The 22,605-nt window shown below is 54.5% G+C and carries 20 protein-coding genes; 12 read left to right on the top strand and 8 right to left on the bottom strand.

Annotated features, from left to right (window positions below; all coding sequences use genetic code 11):
* Positions 1-26: 26 nt before the first annotated feature.
* From ycfP to AAIG26_RS11170, 3 genes are all read left to right on the top strand, one after another.
* Entirely contained in the window at positions 27-569 is a 543-nt protein-coding gene (gene ycfP, locus AAIG26_RS11180) for an alpha/beta hydrolase YcfP (protein ID WP_020457464.1), read from the top strand.
* A gap of 258 nt (positions 570-827) precedes the next feature.
* Positions 828-2,132: an NAD(P)/FAD-dependent oxidoreductase gene (locus AAIG26_RS11175; RefSeq protein WP_044489625.1), complete on the top strand. Its 1,305-nt coding sequence runs from the start codon at positions 828-830 to the stop codon at positions 2,130-2,132.
* A gap of 195 nt (positions 2,133-2,327) precedes the next feature.
* A complete protein-coding gene (locus AAIG26_RS11170; RefSeq protein WP_020457466.1) occupies positions 2,328-2,867 on the top strand; it encodes a glycine zipper 2TM domain-containing protein in 540 nt (179 codons plus the stop codon).
* Positions 2,868-3,389: 522 nt separating this feature from the next.
* Here AAIG26_RS11170 and AAIG26_RS11165 read toward each other — a convergent pair.
* Positions 3,390-4,025: a TetR/AcrR family transcriptional regulator gene (locus AAIG26_RS11165; RefSeq protein ID WP_097407886.1), complete on the bottom strand. Its 636-nt coding sequence runs from the start codon at positions 4,023-4,025 to the stop codon at positions 3,390-3,392.
* 243 nt (positions 4,026-4,268) lie between these two features.
* On the opposite strand from AAIG26_RS11165, the gene AAIG26_RS11160 reads away from it, so the two are divergent.
* Entirely contained in the window at positions 4,269-4,526 is a 258-nt protein-coding gene (locus AAIG26_RS11160) for a DUF1471 domain-containing protein (protein WP_269231218.1), read from the top strand.
* A gap of 77 nt (positions 4,527-4,603) precedes the next feature.
* Here AAIG26_RS11160 and AAIG26_RS11155 read toward each other — a convergent pair whose 3' ends face one another.
* From AAIG26_RS11155 to AAIG26_RS11145, 3 genes are all read right to left on the bottom strand, one after another.
* Complete coding sequence (locus AAIG26_RS11155) at positions 4,604-5,569, bottom strand: L,D-transpeptidase family protein (RefSeq protein WP_343179806.1); 966 nt, start codon at positions 5,567-5,569, stop codon at positions 4,604-4,606.
* A 165-nt stretch (positions 5,570-5,734) separates the two neighbouring features.
* Positions 5,735-9,181, bottom strand: coding sequence for a transcription-repair coupling factor (mfd, locus tag AAIG26_RS11150; protein WP_097407889.1), 3,447 nt, complete (start codon positions 9,179-9,181; stop codon positions 5,735-5,737).
* 113 nt (positions 9,182-9,294) lie between these two features.
* Entirely contained in the window at positions 9,295-10,368 is a 1,074-nt protein-coding gene (locus AAIG26_RS11145; RefSeq protein ID WP_343179805.1) for an acyltransferase family protein, read from the bottom strand.
* 293 nt (positions 10,369-10,661) lie between these two features.
* Here AAIG26_RS11145 and lolC point away from each other — a divergent pair, with 293 nt between their 5' ends.
* The 8 genes from lolC to AAIG26_RS11105 all read left to right on the top strand — a co-directional run bounded on the left by lolC (position 10,662) and on the right by AAIG26_RS11105 (position 18,507).
* Entirely contained in the window at positions 10,662-11,861 is a 1,200-nt protein-coding gene (lolC, locus tag AAIG26_RS11140; protein ID WP_343179804.1) for a lipoprotein-releasing ABC transporter permease subunit LolC, read from the top strand.
* Complete coding sequence (gene lolD, locus AAIG26_RS11135) at positions 11,854-12,555, top strand: lipoprotein-releasing ABC transporter ATP-binding protein LolD (protein WP_160270719.1); 702 nt, start codon at positions 11,854-11,856, stop codon at positions 12,553-12,555. Before lolC ends, lolD begins: the two co-directional genes overlap by 8 nt.
* Positions 12,555-13,799, top strand: a complete 1,245-nt coding sequence (lolE, locus tag AAIG26_RS11130) for a lipoprotein-releasing ABC transporter permease subunit LolE (protein WP_020457474.1) — start codon at positions 12,555-12,557, stop codon at positions 13,797-13,799. The genes lolD and lolE overlap by 1 nt, the downstream gene beginning before the upstream one ends.
* Positions 13,800-13,834: 35 nt before the next feature.
* A complete protein-coding gene (gene nagK / locus AAIG26_RS11125; protein WP_097407898.1) occupies positions 13,835-14,746 on the top strand; it encodes an N-acetylglucosamine kinase in 912 nt (303 codons plus the stop codon).
* A gap of 14 nt (positions 14,747-14,760) precedes the next feature.
* Positions 14,761-15,582 carry a Sir2 family NAD+-dependent deacetylase gene (gene cobB / locus AAIG26_RS11120; protein WP_020457476.1) on the top strand — a complete coding sequence of 274 codons (822 nt, stop codon included), beginning with the start codon at positions 14,761-14,763 and terminating at the stop codon, positions 15,580-15,582.
* A gap of 162 nt (positions 15,583-15,744) precedes the next feature.
* A complete protein-coding gene (locus tag AAIG26_RS11115; RefSeq protein ID WP_343179802.1) occupies positions 15,745-16,506 on the top strand; it encodes a MipA/OmpV family protein in 762 nt (253 codons plus the stop codon).
* On the top strand, positions 16,506-17,192 hold the full coding sequence (locus AAIG26_RS11110; RefSeq protein ID WP_343179801.1) for a response regulator transcription factor: 687 nt from the start codon (positions 16,506-16,508) through the stop codon (positions 17,190-17,192). The genes AAIG26_RS11115 and AAIG26_RS11110 overlap by 1 nt, the downstream gene beginning before the upstream one ends.
* Complete coding sequence (locus AAIG26_RS11105) at positions 17,161-18,507, top strand: ATP-binding protein (RefSeq protein WP_343179800.1); 1,347 nt, start codon at positions 17,161-17,163, stop codon at positions 18,505-18,507. Before AAIG26_RS11110 ends, AAIG26_RS11105 begins: the two co-directional genes overlap by 32 nt.
* A 22-nt stretch (positions 18,508-18,529) precedes the next feature.
* Here the strand turns inward: AAIG26_RS11105 and potD are convergent, their stop codons facing one another.
* The 4 genes from potD to potA all read right to left on the bottom strand — a co-directional run bounded on the left by potD (position 18,530) and on the right by potA (position 22,457).
* Positions 18,530-19,576 carry a spermidine/putrescine ABC transporter substrate-binding protein PotD gene (gene potD, locus AAIG26_RS11100; RefSeq protein ID WP_343179798.1) on the bottom strand — a complete coding sequence of 349 codons (1,047 nt, stop codon included), beginning with the start codon at positions 19,574-19,576 and terminating at the stop codon, positions 18,530-18,532.
* 127 nt (positions 19,577-19,703) lie between these two features.
* The gene (potC, locus tag AAIG26_RS11095) at positions 19,704-20,501 is read right to left on the bottom strand and encodes a spermidine/putrescine ABC transporter permease PotC (RefSeq protein ID WP_020457481.1); all 798 of its coding nucleotides are present in this window, start codon (positions 20,499-20,501) and stop codon (positions 19,704-19,706) included.
* On the bottom strand, positions 20,498-21,355 hold the full coding sequence (gene potB / locus AAIG26_RS11090) for a spermidine/putrescine ABC transporter permease PotB (RefSeq protein WP_343179797.1): 858 nt from the start codon (positions 21,353-21,355) through the stop codon (positions 20,498-20,500). Before potB ends, potC begins: the two co-directional genes overlap by 4 nt.
* A complete protein-coding gene (potA, locus tag AAIG26_RS11085; RefSeq protein WP_020457483.1) occupies positions 21,339-22,457 on the bottom strand; it encodes a spermidine/putrescine ABC transporter ATP-binding protein PotA in 1,119 nt (372 codons plus the stop codon). The genes potB and potA overlap by 17 nt, the downstream gene beginning before the upstream one ends.
* Between the last annotated feature and the right edge of the window lie 148 nt (positions 22,458-22,605).

Genomic DNA, 22,605 nt, shown 5'->3' with positions numbered 1-22,605 from the left:
CGCGATGTCGAAGTGGTGAGGATACCATGATTATCTATTTACACGGTTTTGACTCAAACAGCCCCGGCAACCATGAAAAAGTGTTGCAGCTGCAGTTTATTGATCCGGATGTACGTCTGATTAGCTACAGTACGCGGCACCCGAAGCATGATATGCAGCATCTGCTGAAAGAAGTGGATAAAATGTTGCAGCTCAATATCGACGAGCGTCCACTGATTTGCGGTGTCGGCCTTGGCGGTTACTGGGCCGAGCGCATCGGTTTCCTGTGCGATATCCGTCAGGTGATCCTCAATCCTAACCTGTTTCCTTACGAGAACATGGAAGGGAAAATTGATCGCCCGGAAGAGTACCAGGATATTGCCACCAAATGCGTTTCCAACTTTCGTGAGAAAAATCGCGATCGCTGCCTGGTTATCCTCTCGCGCCAGGACGAAGCACTGAACAGCCAGCGCTCAGCCGAGGAGTTGCACCCCTATTACGAAATTGTCTGGGACGAAGAACAGTCGCATAAATTCAAGAATATCTCCCCGCATCTCCAGCGCATTAAGGCCTTCAAAACCCTCGGTTAATTCCTATTCCGGCAGGTTATCTAACCTGCCGGCGTTATTTTTATTTCTGCCTTTCGCCGGGCATTATTTTGCCTGTCGACTACACTTGCTCATCTTTTAAGCATCAAAACTTGATGCATATCAATTTTGGTATGACCATTGAACCGTTCGTGTTATTCTCAGCGTCAATATCAGGTTGTAAGTGCGTAACTTGTTGTTAAATAAAGGCTATTTTTATAACTTTTAATTAACAATTGGTTAATATTTTAGGGGGTCACGTTGACTACACCATTGAAGAAAATTGTGATTGTAGGCGGTGGTGCTGGTGGTCTGGAACTGGCGACGCAGTTAGGTAAAAAGCTTGGCCGCGGCAAAAAAGCGAAAATCACGCTTGTCGATCGTAACCACAGCCATTTGTGGAAACCGTTGCTGCATGAAGTAGCGACGGGTTCGCTGGATGAAGGGGTTGATGCGCTGAGCTACCTGGCGCACGCGCGTAATCACCATTTTCAGTTCCAGCTCGGTTCTGTCGTTGATATTAATCGCGAAAACAAAACCATTACGCTTGCTGAACTGCGCGATGAGAAGGGCGAATTGCTGGTTCCGGAACGTAAACTGGCTTATGACACGCTGGTGATGGCGCTCGGCAGCACGTCGAACGACTTCAACACGCCTGGCGTGAAAGAGCACTGCATTTTCCTCGACAACCCACACCAGGCGCGCCGTTTCCACCAGGAAATGCTCAATCTGTTCCTGAAATATTCAGCGAACCTTGGCGCCAACGGCAAAGTCAACATTGCGATTGTTGGCGGCGGGGCAACCGGTGTTGAACTCTCTGCGGAGCTGCACAACGCGGTGAAACAGCTGCACAGTTATGGTTATAAAGGTCTGACAAACGAAGCGCTGAACGTGACGCTGGTGGAAGCCGGCGAACGCATTCTGCCTGCGCTGCCGCCACGGATTTCCGGTGCTGCGCATAACGAGTTGACCAAAATGGGCGTGCGCGTACTGACCCAAACGATGGTGACCAGCGCTGATGAAGGTGGTCTGCACACGAAAGAGGGCGAATACATCAACGCCGATCTGATGGTGTGGGCGGCGGGTATCAAAGCGCCGGACTTTATGAAAGAGATTGGCGGTCTGGAAACCAACCGTATTAACCAGCTGGTGGTCGAACCAACATTGCAAACCACCCGCGATGCGGATATTTACGCGATTGGCGATTGCGCGTCGTGTGCCCGACCGGAAGGTGGTTTTGTACCGCCGCGTGCGCAGGCCGCTCACCAGATGGCAAGCCTTGCTTTGCATAACATTCTGGCGCAGATCAAAGGTAAGCCGCTGAAACCGTATGTCTATAAAGATCATGGCTCACTGGTTTCCCTGTCCAATTTCTCAACCGTTGGCAGCCTGATGGGCAACCTGATGCGCGGTTCGATGATGGTTGAAGGCCGTATTGCACGCTTTGTGTACATCTCGCTGTACCGTATGCATCAGGTCGCGCTGCATGGTTATTTCAAAACCGGCCTGATGATGCTGGTCGGCAGTATTAACCGGGTGATCCGCCCGCGTCTCAAATTGCACTAACGCTGTTCTGCTCCCTGCGGCTTTATCTGCCCGGGGAGCAGCATATCCCTCTAGTGATGGCGTCAAACCGCTCGGATAACTCTGAATGTCGTCATTTTGCTGCCCACTATCCCTCTTTTTACGTTCTTTCTGATTGGCTTCCTTGCTTGCGAAGTTGCAAAATTGTTACCAATAGCAAACAGGGAGAGAATCCTGATGAACAAATCAATGTTAGCGGGTATCGGTATTGGCGTGGCCGCTGCACTGGGCGTTGCCGCAGTTGCCAGCCTGAACGTGTTTGAGCGCGGTCCTCAGTACGCGCAAGTGGTTTCTGCGACGCCAATCAAGGAAACGGTTAAAACGCCACGTCAGGAGTGTCGAAATGTGACAGTGACGCATCGTCGTCCCGTACAAGATGAAAACCGGATTACCGGTTCTGTACTCGGTGCGGTAGCGGGTGGCGTGCTGGGGCACCAGTTTGGTGGCGGTCGCGGTAAAGATGTCGCCACAGTCGTTGGTGCATTAGGCGGCGGTTACGCCGGTAATCAGATTCAGGGTGGGATGCAAGAAAGGGATACCTACACCACGACCCAGCAACGTTGCAGCACTGTGTATGACAAGTCAGAAAAAATGCTCGGCTATGACGTGACGTATAAAATTGGTGACCAGCAGGGAAAAATCCGTATGGATAAAGATCCCGGTACGCAAATTCCGCTGGATGGCAATGGTCAACTCGTTTTGAATAACAAAGCGTAAAACAGAAGTACTCTGCATGTTGGCTCCTCATCGCTCAGGCTGAGGAGCCTTTTTTCATTAAAAAAGCCTCACATTTCTGCAAGGCTTTAATCAGTCAAATAAAGTCGTGTTGGCGAACCAGCAGCAGGCCTGTTATCACAATTGAAATAAATGCAAACAGTACTGAACCACCCAACAAAACCCACAGACCAAATAATAATGTTATTACTATTAACACTTTAATGAATGGTAATAGCAAAATCATCTCCATTTTCCTTCTGCATGTGTTAAGTAAAGGTAAATACCCTTTATCCTCGGAAGTCGTTCAATACAGCACTTAGGGTGAGAGCAAAGGAAAGCAAGTACATAGCTGCATCATCATGATGCTCATTATTTGTATCATCCGGACTAATCATTAGCCGCGCAATAATCACAATTAAGAATAGCAAAGCGGGGGAAAACGCTGATAGATTTTACCTATTATTGAAATGTGATATCTCTATCACAGAGGTGAGATGAGACGGTTTCCCGTCTCATTTTTTTTCAGGCTTTGATCAAATCCGGCCACAGCCGCAGAGTGGTTTGAATGATTTGCAGCAGTTTTTCACAACTCGCGCCTTCACGCGCGCTGATCGACATGCCCTGCAAGATACATCCTAAAAACTGCGCTAGTGCGAGCGTGTCAACCGTCTGCGGAATTTCGCCGCGCAGCTGGCGAGCGGTGAGAAACTGACGCAGCGTCTCTTCCTGCTGTGCGTGTCGCGATTTTATGGTGTTCGCAATGGCCTGTGACGATGCCGCCAGCGTCGCCGAGGTGTTGATCATAAAGCACCCGGCGGGCGTATCCGTACTGGTAAAGCACTTCGCCACGGCGGTGAAGTAATCCCGCAGCGCGCTTTCCACAGATTTTTCTTCGCACAACAACTGCGCTTCGTGCTGGCGCGCGAAACGGGTGATGTAACGATCGAGGACGGCGCGAAACAGCCCCTCTTTGTTAGTGAACTCGGCATACAGCGTCGGCGCTTTCGCCCCGGTCGCTTCGACGAGATCGGATAATGATGTGGCTTCGTAACCATGTTGCCAAAATAGCGTCATGGCTTTGTCGAGCGCCGCTTCCCTGTCGAACACTTTCGGTCGGCCACGGCTTTTTTTGGTGCAACTGCTGACTTCACTGGTCATATCGCCGCCTAACCTTTGTTAGTTTGTTGAATGACCATTATAAAAATATTCCCGACAGATAACCAGCAGCAAATTAGCACATATCGATAAATCATATCGTTATGAATTTTAAATAAATTTCATTTTATTTAATGATCGTTATAAAAACCATTGACGCCTGATGCAGATCACATCTACGATTTGTGTATCGATCGTTAATTAAATGTTTAACGGCATCCTTCATCTGCATCCAGGAATGACATCATGAAAAATATCACTGCGCTGTTTACTGCTGCTGTACTGAGTTCTCTCTCTTTTGCCAGTTTCGCTGCTGTTGAAGTGCAATCTGCTCCGACAGGCCAGCAGGAAGTGGCGACCGTTGGTGTACGTGCGAACTCCAACCTTGCCTCCGTAGAAGATCAACTGGCACAGAAAGCCGATGAGATGGGCGCAAAGTCGTTTCGCATCACCTCAGTAACCGGCTCTGACAACCTGCACGGCACTGCTGTTCTTTACAAATAAGCGCAACACATTACGCCACGGTGATAAAAAAGGCCCCGCGAATTATCGCAGGGCCTTTTTTTACGCCAGCAGGGCAGTTACATCACCTGCGGGTCGTTTTCAATGTGGCGGGTGACATCGACCGGCATCCCGGAACGTACTTCCATCGCATGGCTCATCACTGTTGCATCGCTGCGCGCATCATCTTTGAACGCTTGCATCGCAGCGTTCAGCACGATGGGTAATGTTTTGGGATCATCGTTAATCGATTTCGATAGCGGCTGATGCACTTCCACCAGCCATCTGCCATCAGGCTCAACTGACGCTTTGATCGGCGTATTGATGATATTCACTGGCGTACCCGGGGAAACCTGGGCGAACAGGTTAGAGATGTCTTTATCCCGCAGGCGAATGCAGCCGGAGCTAACGCGCATACCGATACCGAAATCGGCGTTAGTACCGTGCAGCAAATAGACGCCACCAAACGCGGCAAGGCGAATGGCATGGTGGCCCATCGGGTTATCTGGCCCGGCAGGCATCACCGCTGGCAGATCTATTCCCTGCGCTTTATAGCGCGCACGAATATTCGCGGTCGGTGTCCAGGTGGGGTTCGCGCGTTTATCGGAAACCGTGGTGACCATGGTGGGCGTCAGCGTGTCGCCACCCAGTTGGCCAATGCCGATCGGGTAAACCGTGACTTCGTTTTTACCCGGCGGATAGTAATAGAGGCGCAGTTCGGCGAGGTTGATCACAATGCCTTTGCGCGGCACATCGGGCAGCAGCGTTTGCAGCGGAATGGTCAGTACACTGCCCGCGCGCGGGACATACGGATCGATACCGGGGTTGGCCTGCAAAAGCGCAAGAAATCCTACATTGTATTTCTTGGCAATCGCCTCCAGTGAACCGCCGTCGTTCTGCACGACATGAAAACGGTTCTCGCCAACGAGGTTACTGCCGGAAGGGGGTAAAGGCCAAGTGTTAGCGTGTGCGGGGAGGGCGAGAGTGACAGTGGCGGCGGCGGCCAGCAGCGCGAGCCAGTGAACGAAACGCGACATTTTTATCATTACCATAATCCATGTAAATCATAAGGTTATTGCTATAAAGCTGTGTGATGGAATTATGGTAGGTCAGCGTGTAGGGAAATCCTGGAGTATTGCAAAATATTTGTAAATGTTGAGGAAAGTAAAGGTGCCGGTGCCGGGTCATGCGACCCGGCGTAACGCATTTTGTCAGGCTACCGCGTTTTCGGCGAGCTGCTGCATAAAGTTACGAACCCAATCCATCCGCACTTTGCGCTCGCTGAGATCCTGCATAAATTTCAGCCGCGTTGGGCCATCGAGGCGGAAATGCTGCGGTTGTTTCTGCAGCAAGCCAATCAGCCACGCCGGGTTGACATGATTTTTCGCGTTGAACTCAATCATGCCGCCTTTTTCGTTGCCTTCCAGCTTGCGGATCCCCAGTTTTTGCGCCTGCTGGCGCAAGCGGGCAATATCCAGCAGGTTACGCGCTGCATCCGGCAACAGGCCGAAACGGTCAATCAGCTCAACTTTAATCTCCTCCAGCGCATTTTCATCTTTAGCGCTGGCGATGCGTTTATAGAATGACAAGCGCGTGTTGACGTCAGGAATAAAGTCATCCGGCAGCAGCGACGGCATACGTAATTCCACTTCGGTTTGCTGGCTGGTGAGATCTTCCAGCGACGGCTCGCGGCCCGCTTTCAGCGCATCGACTGCATTTTCCAGCAGTTCCATATAGAGCGAAAAGCCGATGGTTTCCATCTGACCACTCTGGTCTTCGCCCAGCAGTTCTCCCGCGCCGCGGATCTCCAGGTCATGCGTTGCCAGCGCGAAGCCCGCGCCTAAATCTTCCAGCGAGGCGATGGCCTCCAGGCGTTTTTGCGCATCGGTAGTCATCGCTTTGGGATGCGGCGTCAGCAGCCAGGCGTAGGCCTGGTGGTGCGAGCGCCCGACTCGCCCGCGCAGCTGGTGGAGCTGGGCAAGGCCGAAGTGATCGGCGCGTTCAATAATGATGGTGTTGGCGGTCGGAATATCGATCCCGGTTTCAATAATGGTGGTGCACACCAGCACGTTGAAACGTTGATGGTGGAAATCATTCATCACCCGCTCCAGCTCGCGTTCACGCATCTGGCCGTGACCGATGGCGATGCGCGCTTCCGGCACCAGTTCCGCCAGCCGGTCGGCGGCTTTCTGGATATTTTCCACATCATTGTAGAGATAGTAGACTTGCCCACCGCGCAGGATCTCGCGCAGTATTGCCTCACGAACCACCAGGTTGTCGTACTCGCGTACAAAGGTTTTTACCGCCAGGCGGCGCGCGGGCGGGGTGGCGATAATCGACAGATCGCGCATCCCGCTCATCGCCATATTCAGCGTACGGGGGATCGGCGTGGCGGTCAGCGTCAGGATATCCACATCGGCGCGCATCGCTTTAATACGCTCTTTGTGGCGCACACCGAAACGGTGCTCTTCATCGACAATTAACAGGCCGAGATCCTTCAGTTTGACATCGCTTTGCAACAGCTTGTGTGTGCCAATCAGAATATCGATTTTTCCTTCGGCGGCCTGCTCCAGGATCTGCGCCTGCTCTTTGGCGCTGCGAAAACGTGAAAGCATTTCGATGCGCACCGGCCAGTTGGCGAAGCGATCGCGGAAGTTATCGAAATGCTGTTGGGCGAGCAGGGTGGTTGGCACCAGCACCGCCACCTGCTTATTGTTTTCAACCGCAAGAAACGCAGCGCGCATCGCCACTTCGGTTTTACCGAAGCCGACATCGCCGCACACCAGCCGGTCCATTGCCAGCGGCTGGCACATATCGCTGAGCACCGCGTTAATAGCCTGCGCCTGATCCGGCGTGGTTTCAAACGGGAAACTGTCGCAGAAAAGTTGATACTGCTCTTTGTCATGTTTAAAGGCGAAGCCCGCTTTGGCGGCGCGCTGCGCGTAAATATCCAGCAGTTCTGCGGCGACATCGCGCACTTTTTCCGCCGCTTTTTGCCGCGCGCGCGACCATGCATCGCTCCCCAGTTTATGCAGTGGCGCGTTCTCTTCCGCACCGCCTGCATAGCGGCTGATTAAATGCAGCGACGAGACGGGCACGTACAGTTTGGCGTCGCCGGCGTAGGTCAGCATCAGATATTCGCCTTTGATGCCGCCCGCTTCCAGCGTGGTCATTCCGGCATAACGGCCCACGCCGTGTTCCAGGTGCACCACCGGCTGGCCATCATGCAGTTCGGCCAGGTTACGGATCAACGTATCCGGGTTGATGGTGCGCCGTGTATCCTGGCGGCGACGCGCGACGCGCTCACCGAGCAGATCGCTTTCACAAATTAGCGCCCGGCTGCGTAACGTATCGATAAAGCCGTGTTCTGCGGCACCGATCATCAGGTATGTGCCAGGCGCTTCGGCTTCATCGAGACGCATAATACGCTTAGGCGCAACTTTGATGCGTGCCAGCAGCTCAATTAACGCCTCGCGACGACCTTCACTCTCGACGGAGAACACCACCGGCCCGGCGAACGATTCGAGGAACTTACGCAGGTTATCCAGCGGTGATTTCTGCTGCGCCTGTACTGCCAGATCCGGCAACGACCGGTAACCCAGGTTAACATGCGCGGCTTTGTCGGCCAGTTGTTCGGTTTTTAACTGGATGCGCGGCCATTTCTTCAGCTCGCTGTAGAGCTCATCAACGCGAAGCCACAGCGTCTCCGGCGGCAGTAAAGGGCGCATCGGGTCAACACCGCGGTTCTCAAAACGCGCCTGCGTCTCCTGCTGGAAGCGCTCGGCGCTGCTTTCCAGATTACCGGTGTTAACCAGCAAGGTGTTTGCCGGGAAATAGCTGAACAGCGGCGGCAGCGGTTCGCTGAAAAACAGCGGTTGCCAGTACTCAATCCCGGTAGGCAACGTACCTTTGCTGACTTGCTGGTAAATATGCTCGGCATCGCGTTTGACCTCAAATTTATCGCGCCACTGGCTGCGGAACAGCTCAATGGCGTTTTTATCGGTCGGGAATTCGTGCGCGGGCAGTAAGTTAATTGCTTCGACTTCTTCCAGCGTTCGCTGGGTATCGGCGTCGAAAAGACGCAAACTGTCGATTTCGTCATCGAAAAAATCGAGGCGGAAAGGCTGCTCGCTGCCCATCGGGAAAAGATCAAGCAGCGCGCCGCGTGTGGCGTACTCCCCATGCTCCATAACCTGATCAACATGACGATAACCCGCGCTATCCAGTTGGCTGCGCAGCTCATCGCGCGACAAGCGTTGCCCTTTTTTCATCACCAGCGCATGGCCGTGCAGGTAGCTATGCGGGCAAACGCGTTGCATCAGCGTATTTACCGGAACAATCAGCACGCCGCGCTGCATGGAGGGGAGCTGATATAAGGTCGACAGGCGGGAAGAGATAATTTCCTGATGTGGTGAGAAGCTGTCATACGGCAGCGTTTCCCAGTCGGCGAGGTTCATGACCAGGTTATCGGTAAACTGCCCAATCTCATCCTGCAAGCGCAGCGCGTTTTGCATATCCGGCGCAATCAGCACAACCGGGCCAGGATGGCGCTCAATGATTTCCGCAACTTCGGTGGCGCAGGCAGCACCTGTCAGTTCGCCAAACTGGCGCTGGTCGCCTGCTTTGACAGGCAGGGAATAACGGTATTGTTCAGGCATGGGGATATCAAGATCTCGTTATGGATATACCCCCCGTTATGGGGGCATATCCCTGATACGCAATACCATTATTATCTGTGATTAAGCGGGTTTAGCCAATACGACGCGCAGGATTAACGCACTTGCACCGCCGTGAGATGTTTCGTCGGTGGCGTGAAAAAGAGATCGGCGAACAGCGCCGACGACAATTTTCGCACCATCAGTCCAGCCAGCGTACAAATCAGCAACGTGGCGAACGGATAAATTAACAGCAGCGCCAGTTCGACCGTTTGCGGCCATGCGCCCGCGTTCATCGGTTTGAGCAGCGCAAGGCTGATGGCCTCAATCAGAATGCGGTGAGTGGTATAAATTGCCAGCGTATTGGAGCCGACCACGTTCAGCAGGCTCTTTTCGTTGGGGGGAAAACGCTGCTCCAGCACCTGGAACAAACGCATAATGCCCACAATAGAAAGCAGACACAGCGGCAGTGGCATATTGAACATCCATAGCCCGAAAGCCACCACGGCCGCCAGCGCAAACAGTAATCCGTAGCGGCGGAGCGACACGGTTTTGACCCACTCCATTACGCTTGCTCCATACCAGGCGCCGAGCGAATAGAAAATCATATTACGCACCACGCTGTTCATCCCCCACCACGGCAGTGGCAGGTAATTAATTGCCAGGCTTGCCAGGATCATTAGCGCTAATAGTGGCACTTTCCAGTTACTGAGCAGCTTACAAAGCGTGAAATAGACCACCAGCGCATAGAGATACCACAAGCTGGTACTGGCGGTGAGCATGCCCTGCGCGAACTCACGCCAGTTCTCTGCGTAAGCCGCGTTGGCGGCATTACTCAGATCGCGCTGCGGCGCGAGCCAGTCATTTATCTGGCGTAACCCAGCCCATTGCAGGAGGCCCCACAGCGCCAGCACATAGACGATGCTCCAGATACGCTTATCGAGCGTTTCTTTCCACGGCACATCGTCGATATATCGGCGAATGAGATAGCCGGAGATAAAAAAGAACACCGGCATACGAAACGGTGCGAGGTAAAGGTTGAAATAAATCCAGCATTTAGTGAGCGTTTGCGACCACGGATGCTGGAAAGTGGACAGGTGCGGGTAAAACGTGATGACGGAGTGATAAACCACAACCAGACAAATACATAACCCCTTGATTTGATTAATCCATAATGTTTTCTGTTTCATTAACACTGTTGCCTGTTTTGCCAAAATCCTGGTCGTTGATCCTGGGCAGACGGGAGAGGGATGTATTGGGGAAGTGTCTGTATTTGTTCATTTTCGGATTAAGGCGAGAGGGCGTTAGCGGTCAACAGCCGTACAAACAAACGGAAATGCAAACTGGCTGACGGTTGTTTATTGGTTTGATTTCACGGAATTTTTCCTTATCTGTCTGACGAATACTTACCGTTTCACTCATTTACGCTCTGTGCTTTCGCTTATATACTCCTCACTCTGCTATCAGCAACCAGACGGATTTCATGTACCAGCCTGTCACTCTTTTCATAGGCCTGCGCTATATGCGCGGGCGCGCAGCGGACCGCTTCGGCCGCTTTGTCTCCTGGCTGTCAACCATTGGCATCACCCTCGGTGTTATGGCGCTGGTAACGGTGTTATCGGTGATGAATGGCTTTGAGCGCGAGCTGCAAAACAACATTCTGGGGCTGATGCCGCAGGCCACTCTTACCACGCAAAGCGGCTCACTGAATCCAGCGCAGCTGCCGGCAAGCCAAATCAAATTACAGGGCGTGACGCGAATTGCGCCGCTCACCACTGGCGATGTAGTGCTCCAGAGCGCGCGCAGCGTGGCGGTGGGGGTGATGATGGGCATCGATCCAGCGCAAAACGATCCGCTGACGCCATATCTGGTGAACGTCAAACAAAGCGATCTGCAAGCGGGCAAATACAACATTATCCTCGGTGAGCAACTGGCCGGTCAGTTGGGCGTGAACCGTGGCGATCAAATTCGCGTGATGGTGCCCTCTGCCAGCCAGTTTACGCCGATGGGCCGTTTGCCGAGCCAGCGTCTGTTCACCGTGGTGGGTACATTTGCGGCGAATAGTGAAGTCGACGAATACCAGATGCTGGTCAATATTGATGACGCTTCACGCCTGATGCGCTACCCGGCGGGGAATATCACCGGCTGGCGTTTATGGTTGAATGAGCCGCTGAAAGTCGATGTGCTCAGCCAGCAGACATTGCCGGAAGGCACCAAATGGCAGGACTGGCGCGATCGTAAAGGCGAGCTGTTCCAGGCCGTGCGGATGGAAAAAAACATGATGGGGCTGCTGCTGAGCCTGATCATCGCCGTTGCGGCATTCAACATTATTACCTCGCTGGGTCTGATGGTGATGGAAAAGCAGGGCGAGGTAGCGATTTTACAAACCCAGGGCTTAACCCCACGTCAAATCATGGCCGTGTTTATGGTGCAGGGGGCCAGCGCCGGGATTATTGGCGCGTTGCTGGGTGCCGGGCTGGGCGCACTGCTCGCCAGCCAGTTAAATAACCTGATGCCGATTATCGGTGCCTTCCTTGATGGCGCAGCCCTGCCGGTGGCGATTGAACCGCTGCAGGTGATTGGTATTGCGCTGGTGGCGATGGCCATCGCGCTGCTCTCTACGCTTTATCCTTCCTGGCGCGCCGCCGCCACTCAACCCGCTGAGGCTTTACGTTATGAATAAGATCCTGTTGCAATGCGACAACCTGTGCAAACGCTATCAGGAAGGCAGTGTGCAAACCGACGTACTGCATGATGTCAGCTTTAGCATGGCGGAAGGGGAGTTAATGGCGATTGTCGGCAGCTCCGGCTCCGGTAAAAGTACGCTGTTGCACCTGTTAGGCGGGCTGGATACGCCAACCTCTGGCGATGTAATTTTCCGTGACCAGCCAATGAGCAAACTCACCTCGACCGCCAAAGCGGAGCTGCGTAACCGGGAATTAGGCTTTATCTACCAGTTCCATCATTTGTTGCCGGACTTCACCGCGCTGGAAAACGTGGCAATGCCGCTGTTGATTGGCAAAAAGAAACCAGCGGAAATTAATGAGCGTGCCCGGGAAATGCTGCGCGCGGTTGGGCTTGAACATCGCGCCAGCCACCGTCCTTCCGAGCTTTCCGGCGGCGAACGCCAGCGTGTGGCCATTGCCCGCGCGCTGGTCAACAATCCGCGCCTGGTGCTGGCAGATGAACCGACAGGGAACCTCGATGCGCGTAACGCGGACAGCATTTTCGAACTGCTGGGCGAACTGAACAAAATGCAGGGCACGGCTTTCCTCGTGGTGACCCATGATTTACACCTGGCGAAGCGTATGAATCGCCAGTTAGAAATGCGTGATGGTCGCCTGAACACTGAAGTCACCCTGATGGGAGCCGAGTAATGGCCTCACCCCTCTCTTTACTGATTGCGCTGCGTTTTAGCCGTGGTCGCCGTCGTGGCGGTATGGTGTCGCTGATTTCGGTGATCTCCACCGTTGGCATCGCACTGGGCGTGGCGGTGCTGATTGTTGGTTTAAGCGCGATGAACGGTTTCGAACGTGAACTGAACAACCGTATTCTGGCGGTGGTGCCGCACGGTGAAATCGAGCCGGTGAATCAGCCGTGGACGAACTGGGACACAGCGCTGGAAAAAGTGAAAAAAGTGCCGGGCATTGCCGCCGCTGCGCCCTATATTAATTTTACCGGGCTGGTGGAAAGCGGTGCCAACCTGCGCGCGATTCAGGTGAAAGGCGTTGACCCGGCGCAGGAAACGCAGCTTAGCGCCTTGCCGAAATTTGTGCAGGGCGACGCCTGGCAAAATTTCCGCGCCGGTGAGCAGCAGATCATTCTGGGTAAAGGCGTGGCCGATGCGCTAAAAGTGAAGCAGGGCGACTGGGTTTCCATCATGATCCCCAACTCCGATGACGCGCATAAACTGCTACAACCCAAACGCGTGCGTTTGCATGTTACGGGCATTCTGCAACTGAGCGGCCAGCTTGATCACAGCTATGCGATGATCCCGATGCAGGACGCGCAGCAATATCTGGATATGGGCGGCAGCGTCACCGGCATCGACATCAAGGTAAATGATGTGTTTAACGCCAATAAACTGGTGCGCGACGCGGGTGAAGTGACCAACAGCTACGTCTATATCAAAAGCTGGATTGGTAAGTACGGCTACATGTATCGCGACATTCAGATGATCCGCGCCATAATGTATCTGGCGATGGTCTTAGTGATTGGCGTGGCCTGTTTTAACATTGTCTCGACGCTGGTCATGGCGGTAAAAGACAAGAGTGGTGATATTGCCGTGCTGCGTACGCTTGGGGCGAAAGATGGGCTTATCCGCGCCATTTTCGTCTGGTACGGTCTGCTGGCGGGCCTGCTTGGCAGCATCAGCGGTGTGGTGATCGGCGTTGTCGTATCATTGCAATTAACGCCAATCATTAACGTGATTGAAAAGTTGATCGGCCATCAGTTCCTGTCGGGAGATATCTACTTTATCGATTTCCTGCCATCGGAGCTGCACCCGCTGGATGTCGTCTATGTGCTGGTGACGGCGCTGGCGCTAAGCCTGCTGGCAAGCTGGTATCCGGCGCGCCGGGCGAGCAATATTGATCCTGCACGAGTGCTGAGCGGGCAGTAATTCCGCGTGGAACGGGCCACAACGAAGGAGTGGCAATGAATTACGGATTTGATATCGGCGGCAGTAAAATCGCGTTGGGCGTCTTTGACGCCAACCGGCGCTTACAGTGGGAAAAGCGCGTCGCCACCCCGCACGACAGCTATCAGGCGTTTCTGCGCGCCATTGCCGATCTGGTTGCCGAAGCGGATGCGCATTTCGGTGTCAAAGGCAGCGTCGGCGTCGGTATTCCCGGCATGCCGGAAACCGCCGACGGCACGCTGTATGCCGCTAATCTCCCCGCCGCCAGCGGTCAACCGCTGCGCGCCGACCTTACTGCGTTGCTTGAGCGCAATGTGCGTATCGACAACGACGCCAACTGCTTTACGCTCTCCGAAGCCTGGGATGACGAATTCCGCCAGTATCCGCTGGTGATGGGGTTAATCCTCGGCACCGGCGTTGGCGGTGGGCTGGTGGTGAATGGCAAATCCATCTCTGGCCGTCGCTTTATTACCGGTGAGTTCGGTCATATCCGCCTGCCGGTGGATGCGCTGGGGCTGATGGGTTTTGATTTCCCGCTTACCCGCTGCGGCTGCGGAAAGATCGGTTGTATTGAAAACTATCTCTCCGGGCGCGGTTTTGCCTGGCTGTACCGACACTTCTATCATCAATCCTTGTCAGCGCCGGAAATCATTACGCGCTGGGAACAGGGCGAGGCGAAGGCGCTGGCGCATGTGGAACGTTATGTGGATTTGCTGGCGGTGTGTCTGGGTAATATTCTGACCATTGTCGACCCGGATCTGCTGGTGATTGGCGGCGGTTTATCAAATTTCAGCGCGCTGACCCGGCTGTTGCCAGCGCGTATTGCGCCGCATTTGTTACCGGCAGGCGATGTACCACGTATCGAACGCGCGCGCCATGGCGATGCGGGCGGGATGCGCGGCGCTGCCTTTCTTCACCTCACTGACTAATCTGAGAGGATGCTATGCAATCGCGACGTTCACATCGTCTCAGCCGTTTTCGCCGTAACAAGCGCCGTTTGCGCGAGCGCTTGCGTCAGCGAATTTTTTTCAGAGACACAATGGTGCCAGGCGTAATGGAAAAACCAAGAGTCGTCGTTCTGACGGGAGCGGGCATTTCCGCTGAATCCGGTATTCGTACCTTCCGCGCGGCAGACGGGCTGTGGGAAGAGCATCATGTTGAAGACGTGGCGACACCGGAAGGTTTCGCCCGCAACCCGCAACTGGTGCAAACCTTCTATAACGATCGGCGCAGGCAGCTGCAACTGCCGGAGATTGTGCCGAATGCCGCGCATCTGGCGCTGGCGAAGCTCGAGCAGGCGCTGGGCGATCGCTTTTTGCTGATCACGCAAAACATCGACAACCTGCACGAACGCGCGGGCAATAAAAACATTATCCATATGCACGGCGAGCTGCTGAAAGTGCGCTGTTCGCAAAGCGGGCAGGTGCTGGCGTGGACGGGCGATGTCACGCACGATGACAAATGCCACTGCTGCCAGTTCCCGGCACCGCTGCGCCCGCATGTGGTGTGGTTTGGCGAAATGCCGCTGGGGATGGACGAGATTTACAGCGCGCTGGCAATGGCGGATGTGTTTATCGCGATTGGCACCTCCGGGCATGTTTATCCGGCTGCCGGGTTTGTACATGAAGCGAAACTGCAGGGCGCGCACACCGTAGAGCTGAATCTCGAACCGAGCCAGGTTGGCAGCGAGTTTGAAGAGAAACACTACGGTCTGGCAAGCCAGGTCGTACCGGAATACGTTGAAAAGCTGCTGAAAAAGCTTTAACCATCACCGCCATCCTTTTTAGCTAAGGGGATGGCGGTTTAGCGCTTTTTACTGACCTGTTCGCCACGCGCCAGCGTGTGACTATCGTGAAAATCCCTGGTAAGTTCCCCGTAAGACAACCCCCCTGATGATAGCGTTTCCACCGCTAACAGGAGCATGATCATGGGTGTTGTGCCACGTTGTGTTGTCGCAGCCAGTCTTATGTCTGTTGTCTTTGCCGCCCGGGCCGATGAACCGCCGGTTTGGGGAGTTGGCGTCGGCGTCATTAGCACGCAAAAGCCTTACCAGGATAGTGACCGTCAGTACACCCCGATCCCGATTCTGCATTATGAAAACCGTTATTTCCGCTTTTCAGGCACGGCGGCTGAAGTGAAATTGCCCGCGCTACATCTGAGTGAAACCCAACAGCTCAATATCGGTCTAATAGCCCGTTACGATGGCGCAGGCTATTCGTCCGATGATGCCGATATCCTGAAAGGGATGGACAAGCGCAAAGGGGGATTCTGGGGCGGAGCGGGCATCGGGTGGCAAAACCCGGTGGTGGATCTGTTTACCGACTGGACTCACGATCTTTCCGGTAACAGTCGCGGGCAACGTTTACGCCTGGGCGCAGAAAAGCGCTGGCATCTGAGTGAGCAATTTACGTTGACGCCGCGGCTGGTCGTCAGCCGTTATAACAGCAGCTATGTCGATTACTACTACGGCGTGCGCCGCAGCGAAGCACGTCCGTGGCGGCCTGCATACCGTGCAGATGCCTCGATTAACACCGAAATGGGCGTACGCAGCCTGTACACATTCAATGAACATCACACGCTGATGGCTGATGTGGAAATGACGCTGCTGGCGTCGGAAATTAAGGACAGCCCGCTGGTGAACAGGACTAACGAAAACCGCATCTTAATAAGTTATCTGTACTATTTCTGATGAGCCGAATATTACTGATTGAAGATCACGACCATCTGGCGCGCCTGATTGCCAAAGGGCTGGCAGCGGCGGGCATCGCTGTGGATATTGTCGGGCGCGGCGATGCGGCCTGGGCGGCGATAGCACAGGTCTCTTATCAGGGGCTGGTGCTCGATCGCGGTTTGCCCGATGGCGACGGTATCCAGCTATTGCATCGCCTGCGCCAGGCGCAGGTCGCGATCCCGTGTTTGATCCTCACCGCCCGCGATGCGCTGCACGATCGCGTCGAAGGGCTGGAGGCGGGCGCGGATGACTATCTCGCCAAGCCGTTTGCCATGGAGGAGCTGGTGGCGCGTGTGCGTGCCCTGTTGCGCCGTCCGGTGCAAAGCCAGCCGCTGCAACCGGCGTGGGGCGATTTAATCCTTTCGCCGGAAGCCAGCATTATGCAGTGTGGCGAACAGCACATTGCGCTGGCACCAGCTGAGCTGCAAATCATGTTAGCGCTGGTGGGAAAGCAGGGCGGCGTAGTGCGCCGTAGCCGGATGGAAGCCGCCGGATGGGGGTTAAGCGATGCGGTAACGCCGAACGCGCTCGACGTCGCGCTGCACCGGTTAAGGCGTAAGTTAACGGCGATTGATTCGCGCCTGCAGATTGTTAACCTCAGGGGATTAGGCTATGCCATCCGGGAAAAAACGTTGGCTGAATAGCCTTGCGCTGAAGATCCTGCTGGCGTTTGTCGCCGGGGCGCTGCTGAGTATTGCGTTGCTGGTGCTGTCTGGCCGGGTGGTGAAAGAGCGCTTACCGGGGATGGATCTTTCTGACTATACCCATCGGCTGGCTCAGGACTTGCAGTTTGACGCGCGCGGGCAACCGACCGGGTTCAATAACGGCGACCAATTTCCACTGTGGATCTACCAAAGCATCACCGATGATGTGGCTTATCGCGTGCTGGATGGCGAAGGGCGAGTCGTGCTGATGTCGCCCGGTGCGCAACACTGGCCGACGCTTGCACCGCAAGTATCACGAGAGTTTAAATTCACGCTTAACGGCATGATTTACGATGGTGCGACCGAACCGTATGTTCTTGCAGGCAAAACCTGGTGGATCCAGATGGCCGCCAGCTCGCGGATTATCGATTTTCTGCATCGCGGTTTTGCCTTACCGTTTATCCGCTTTGGTATCGAGTTGTTCAGCCTGGTGCTGCTGGTGGTCTTCGGGCTTTGTGCGTGGGTGACGCTGAAATATTCCCTCAAGCCGCTGCGCAATGTGTCGACGGAGGCGGCGCTTATCTCGCCGCGCTCGCTGGATGCGCGTCTGCAAACACGCGGCGTACCGACAGAGATCTCCCCGCTGATTGACAGCTTCAACCAGGCGCTGGCGCGACTGGAGAAGGGGTATCGTAATCAGCAGGATTTTCTGGCGAAAGCGGCGCATGAGTTAAAAACACCACTGACGCTGATTCGTGCAGAAGTAGAAATGATGGAGGCCACGGAGGAGGCCCGTGAGCCGCTGTTGTTGCAGGTCGAACATCTGGCGCGTCAGGTTCAGCAGTTATTACTGCTGGCTGAGGCCAGCGAACCACTGAGCTACCAGTTTGCTCAGGTTGATGTCCATGCGATTGCCCGCGATTGCGTGCAGTTTCTTCAGCGTATCGCTTCAGATGCGCAGGTTTCGTTGACCTTATCAACGGCAGACGATCCGCTGCGCTGGCGCGCCGATCGCGGGGCGTTATTCACTCTGCTTAAAAACCTGATCGAGAACGCTATCCAGCACGCGCCACCCGGTACGTCCGTGCATATTGCCGTCAGTGAAAATGGGTTTACGGTGCGCGATGTCGGGCCGGGCGTGGCGGAAGACGAATTACCGTTGCTGTTTTCGCGCTTCTGGCGCGGCGCGCATCGACGCGATAGCGGGGCGGGGCTGGGGCTGGCGATTTGCCATGAAATTGTGCTGGCGCACGGCTGGACGCTGCAGGCGGAAAATGCCAGACCGGGGTTGCTTCTGGCGGTGTCGACCGGGTGAGCGACCCGGTCGACGAAAGCGGTTAACGGCCCGCTTTTAACTTCTGGTAGTACTCTTCATAAATGGCGCTGGTGCTGCCGACATCGTTTTGCCATTCACCTTTCTGGATGGTTTCGGCATCTGGATAGAGGGATTTATCGTTTGCCACTTCAGGTTTGAGCAGCTTACGCGCCGCCAGGTTTGGCGTCGGGTAGCCGATGGTTTCCGCGACCTGTTTGGCGATTTCCGGGCGCAGCAGGAAGTTAATCAACTTCAGCGCACCGTCGACGTTTTTCGCGTTTGCGGGAATCGATAAGCTGTCCATCCAGAAAATACCGCCTTCTTTCGGCCACACGACCTCCAGCGGCGTTCCCGCCTGGCGCGCAACCCAGGCGGAGCCATTCCACACCATACCGAGGTTCACTTCACCTTCCATATACGGGTTCGCCGGGTTATCGGAGTTGAACGCCGCCACGTTTGGCATCAGTTTTTGCAGCTCTTTATTAGCCGCTTCAATCTCTTTCACATCGGTGGTGTTGCCGGAATAACCAAGTTTGCGCAGCGCCATCTGGAACACTTCGCGCGCATCATCAGTTAACAGCAGGCTGCTTTTGTATTCCGGTTTCCACAGATCTGCCCAACTGGTGATGGTTTTCGCATCGATGGCGTCAGTATTGACGCCGATCGCAGTCGCGCCCCAAATGTACGGAATGGAGTAATCGTTATTCGGGTCGAATGGCTTGTTAAGCATCTCGGGATCGAGATTGTGGAAGTTAGTCAGCTTCGTTTTGTCGATCTTCTGGATCATGCCCTCTTTGCGCATTTTGTCCACGAAGTAGGTCGACGGGACGACCAGGTCGTACGCGCCTTCTTTATAGGTTTTGAGCTTGGCGTACATCGTTTCATTCGATTCATACGTCGAATAGATAACCTTGATGCCGGTCTCTTTGGTGAACTGCTCCAGCAGGCCCGGCGGCACATACTCGGTCCAGTTATAGAAGTAGAGTGTTTTGTTGTCGTCAGCGTGTGCGGCGCTCATGCCGAGGGCAAGTGCGCCCGCCGCGAGCAGGTGGCGTGACCATTTTTTCATTCAAACGTCCCCTGAGTTAGAGCCTGCCTTGCAGGCTATTTTATTTGCCATTCCGGGTCCGGACAGTGCCCGAACGCCTAACGTTCTGCGGCTTCTGTGTGCTGTCCGCCCGAACTGGCTGCGTCCATTACGCCTGGCGAGGCAGGCTTTTTGTTTTCGTCGTATCACGCGCAATCAACTGGCTGGCAATCACCAGTACCAGCGACAGCACCAGCAGGATCGTCGCCAGCGCGTTCACTTCCGGCGATACGCCGACTTTGACCATTGAGTAGATCTTCAACGGCAGAATTTCATATCCTGGCCCGGTAACGAAAGAGGAAACCACAACGTCATCCATCGACAGGGTAAAGCTCAGCAGCCAGCCTGCGGCGACAGCAGGCATCGCCAGCGGCAGGATGATTTTGCGCAGGATGGTCATCTCGCTGGCACCCAGATCTTTGGCCGCTTCCAGCATCCGCACATCAAACCCTTTCAGCCGCGAGAACACCGTGACCACCACAAACGGCAGACAGAAGGTGATATGCGAAAACAGCAGCGACCAGAAACCCAGGTGCACGCCGAGCAGCATAAACAGCACCAGCAGGGAAATTGCCATTACGATATCCGGCGACATCATCACCACAAACAGCATGCCGCTGACAAATGGTTTGCCGCGAAAACGGTAGCGGTAAAGCGCCACGGCAGTCAGCGAGCCAATTAACGTCGCGAACGTTGCCGACAGCACCGCCATCGTCAGCGAGTGCTGCGCCGCCTGCAGCAGGCTGTCGTTATTCATCAACAGGCTGTACCACTGGGTGGAGAAGCCCTGCCAGTTGATGCCAAAGCGCGAGCTGTTAAAGGAGTTGACGATCAAAATAATGATCGGGATATAAAGGTAAGCGTAAATCGCGGTCATAAAACCGCCGCGCAGCAGTCGACCGATCATTCGAGCTCCACCTTTTTATTCAGCAATCGCGCGGCGCGCCAGTAAACCAGCAACATCAGCCCCATCACGATGGTCAGTGTGATGCTGGTTGCCGACCCAAACGGCCAGTCTCGGATGTTCAGAAACTGGCTCTTAATCACGTTGCCGACCAGCAGGTTTTTTGCGCCACCCATCAAATCCGAGACGTAGAACAGCCCCATGGCCGGCAGCATCACCAGCAAACAGCCGGCGACAATCCCCGGCATCGTCAGCGGAATAATGATGCGGATAAAGGTTTGCAACTTGCTGGCACCGAGATCTTTTGCCGCTTCCAGCAGCGGTTTATCGAGCTTTTCAATACTGGAGTAGAGCGGCATGACCATAAACGGCAGCAGAATGTAGACCAGCCCGATAATCACCGCGCCGGGGGTAAACATAATGCGCAGCGGCGTATCGATAACGCCCAGCCATAGCAGGAACTCGTTAAGATACCCTTTCGTGCTGAGGAAAATTTTCAGCCCGTAGATGCGGATCAGTGAGTTGGTCCAGAAGGGGACAATCAGCAAGAACAGCAGTAACGGACGCACCTTGGCGGGCAGTTTCGCCAGAAACCAGGCAAACGGATAGCCCAGCGCCAGACACATCAGCGTGGCGATAAAGGCCATGTTGAGCGAATGCAGCAGCACGTCGAAATAGAGCGGATCCAACAGCCTGGCGTAGTTATCCAGCGTAAAGACCAGTTTGACGAAGTTAGCGTCGTCGCGGGTCAAAAAGCTGGTGGCGATGATCATCAGGTTGGGCAGGAAAACAAACAGTACAAGCCAACCGACGATGGTCGCGATCACGCCCTTCTGGAATTTACTTGTACTCTTCATCAGCCAGCACGACCTCCCAGCTCTCTACCCAGTTGATGGCCATTTTCTGGTCCAGCGAATGGTCAAAATCCGGGTCGTCTTCATTAAAGAACTCGCTGACCATCACCATTTTGCCGTTTTCCAGCTCGACCATCGATTCCAGCGTCATCCCTTTATAGTTACGTTCGCGCACGTAGCCAATCAGCCCTTCGGTTTCGGCAATATCATGGATCTCTTCGACACGCAGATCTTCCGGGCGAAGCAGCACGTTCAGCTGCTGGCCTTTTTCCACCGCGAAGTTGACATGGATATTGCACTCGCGACCTTCGACGTTTGCCCGCACGCGGCTGTCGTCCAGACGCTCAATCACCGTGGCGCTGAAAATATTGATTTCACCAATAAAGCTGGCGACAAACAGGTTTTTCGGCTCTTCATAAATTTCGCGCGGCGTGCCGTCCTGCTCGATGCGCCCGTCGCGCATCACCACGATGCGATCTGACATGGTCAGCGCTTCTTCCTGATCGTGGGTCACAAAGACAAACGTGATACCAAGCTTGCGCTGCAACGCTTTCAGTTCGTTCTGCATCTGTTTGCGCAGCTTATAGTCAAGCGCGGAGAGGGACTCATCCAGCAGCAGTAAACGCGGCTTATTCACTACCGCGCGGGCAATGGCGACACGCTGTTGCTGGCCGCCGGAGAGCTGGTGCGGTTTACGCTGGGCGAACTCGTCAAGCTGCACCATACGCAGCGCTTCGGTGACGCGCGGGGTAATTTCTTGCGCCGGAGTTTTTTGCATCCGCAGGCCAAATGCCACGTTTTCGAACACGGTCATATGCGGGAAGAGGGCGTAACTTTGAAAGACGGTATTCACATGGCGGTGTTCTGCCGGAACGTGGGTGATATCCTGAGCATCAAGATGGATATGGCCGACATCAACGCTTTCGAGCCCGGCGATCAGGCGAAGAACCGTCGTTTTACCGCAGCCCGAAGGGCCAAGCAGCGTCAGAAATTCGCCGTTATTGATGGTGAGATTAAAATCAGAAATGACATTTTTGCCATCAAAGCTTTTGCGAATACCAGCCAGTTGCACCAGCGGTGAACGCGAACGCGATTGTGTGTTCAATTATTTACTCTGTCCCGTGTTTGCGCATCAAAAGTGATATCCGATGCGGGGTTTGTGATGAACCACCTTCAGGGTTGTGCACGATTTTAGGGCTGGCATTCTACGGCAAACCCATGAAATCGCCAATTGTTGTTCTCCTTTGACCGCG

It is taken from the genome of Kosakonia sp. PSU_27, assembly GCF_039409795.1.
In the GTDB taxonomy this organism is placed as follows: domain Bacteria; phylum Pseudomonadota; class Gammaproteobacteria; order Enterobacterales; family Enterobacteriaceae; genus Kosakonia.
This window is presented reverse-complemented; position numbering and strand designations above follow the sequence as displayed.

Excerpts from the sequence above, each read along its gene's own strand:
- ycfP (WP_020457464.1), top strand. The coding sequence starts at position 27 with ATGATTATCTATTTACACGGTTTTGACTCAAACAGCCCCGGCAACCAT.
- AAIG26_RS11170 (WP_020457466.1), top strand. The coding sequence starts at position 2,328 with ATGAACAAATCAATGTTAGCGGGTATCGGTATTGGCGTGGCCGCTGCA.
- AAIG26_RS11165 (WP_097407886.1), bottom strand. The coding sequence starts at position 4,025 with ATGACCAGTGAAGTCAGCAGTTGCACCAAAAAAAGCCGTGGCCGACCG.
- AAIG26_RS11160 (WP_269231218.1), top strand. The coding sequence starts at position 4,269 with ATGAAAAATATCACTGCGCTGTTTACTGCTGCTGTACTGAGTTCTCTC.
- AAIG26_RS11155 (WP_343179806.1), bottom strand. The coding sequence starts at position 5,569 with ATGATAAAAATGTCGCGTTTCGTTCACTGGCTCGCGCTGCTGGCCGCC.
- mfd (WP_097407889.1), bottom strand. The coding sequence starts at position 9,181 with ATGCCTGAACAATACCGTTATTCCCTGCCTGTCAAAGCAGGCGACCAG.
- AAIG26_RS11145 (WP_343179805.1), bottom strand. The coding sequence starts at position 10,368 with ATGAAACAGAAAACATTATGGATTAATCAAATCAAGGGGTTATGTATT.
- lolC (WP_343179804.1), top strand. The coding sequence starts at position 10,662 with ATGTACCAGCCTGTCACTCTTTTCATAGGCCTGCGCTATATGCGCGGG.
- lolD (WP_160270719.1), top strand. The coding sequence starts at position 11,854 with ATGAATAAGATCCTGTTGCAATGCGACAACCTGTGCAAACGCTATCAG.
- lolE (WP_020457474.1), top strand. The coding sequence starts at position 12,555 with ATGGCCTCACCCCTCTCTTTACTGATTGCGCTGCGTTTTAGCCGTGGT.
- nagK (WP_097407898.1), top strand. The coding sequence starts at position 13,835 with ATGAATTACGGATTTGATATCGGCGGCAGTAAAATCGCGTTGGGCGTC.
- cobB (WP_020457476.1), top strand. The coding sequence starts at position 14,761 with ATGCAATCGCGACGTTCACATCGTCTCAGCCGTTTTCGCCGTAACAAG.
- AAIG26_RS11115 (WP_343179802.1), top strand. The coding sequence starts at position 15,745 with ATGGGTGTTGTGCCACGTTGTGTTGTCGCAGCCAGTCTTATGTCTGTT.
- AAIG26_RS11110 (WP_343179801.1), top strand. The coding sequence starts at position 16,506 with ATGAGCCGAATATTACTGATTGAAGATCACGACCATCTGGCGCGCCTG.
- AAIG26_RS11105 (WP_343179800.1), top strand. The coding sequence starts at position 17,161 with ATGCCATCCGGGAAAAAACGTTGGCTGAATAGCCTTGCGCTGAAGATC.
- potD (WP_343179798.1), bottom strand. The coding sequence starts at position 19,576 with ATGAAAAAATGGTCACGCCACCTGCTCGCGGCGGGCGCACTTGCCCTC.
- potC (WP_020457481.1), bottom strand. The coding sequence starts at position 20,501 with ATGATCGGTCGACTGCTGCGCGGCGGTTTTATGACCGCGATTTACGCT.
- potB (WP_343179797.1), bottom strand. The coding sequence starts at position 21,355 with ATGAAGAGTACAAGTAAATTCCAGAAGGGCGTGATCGCGACCATCGTC.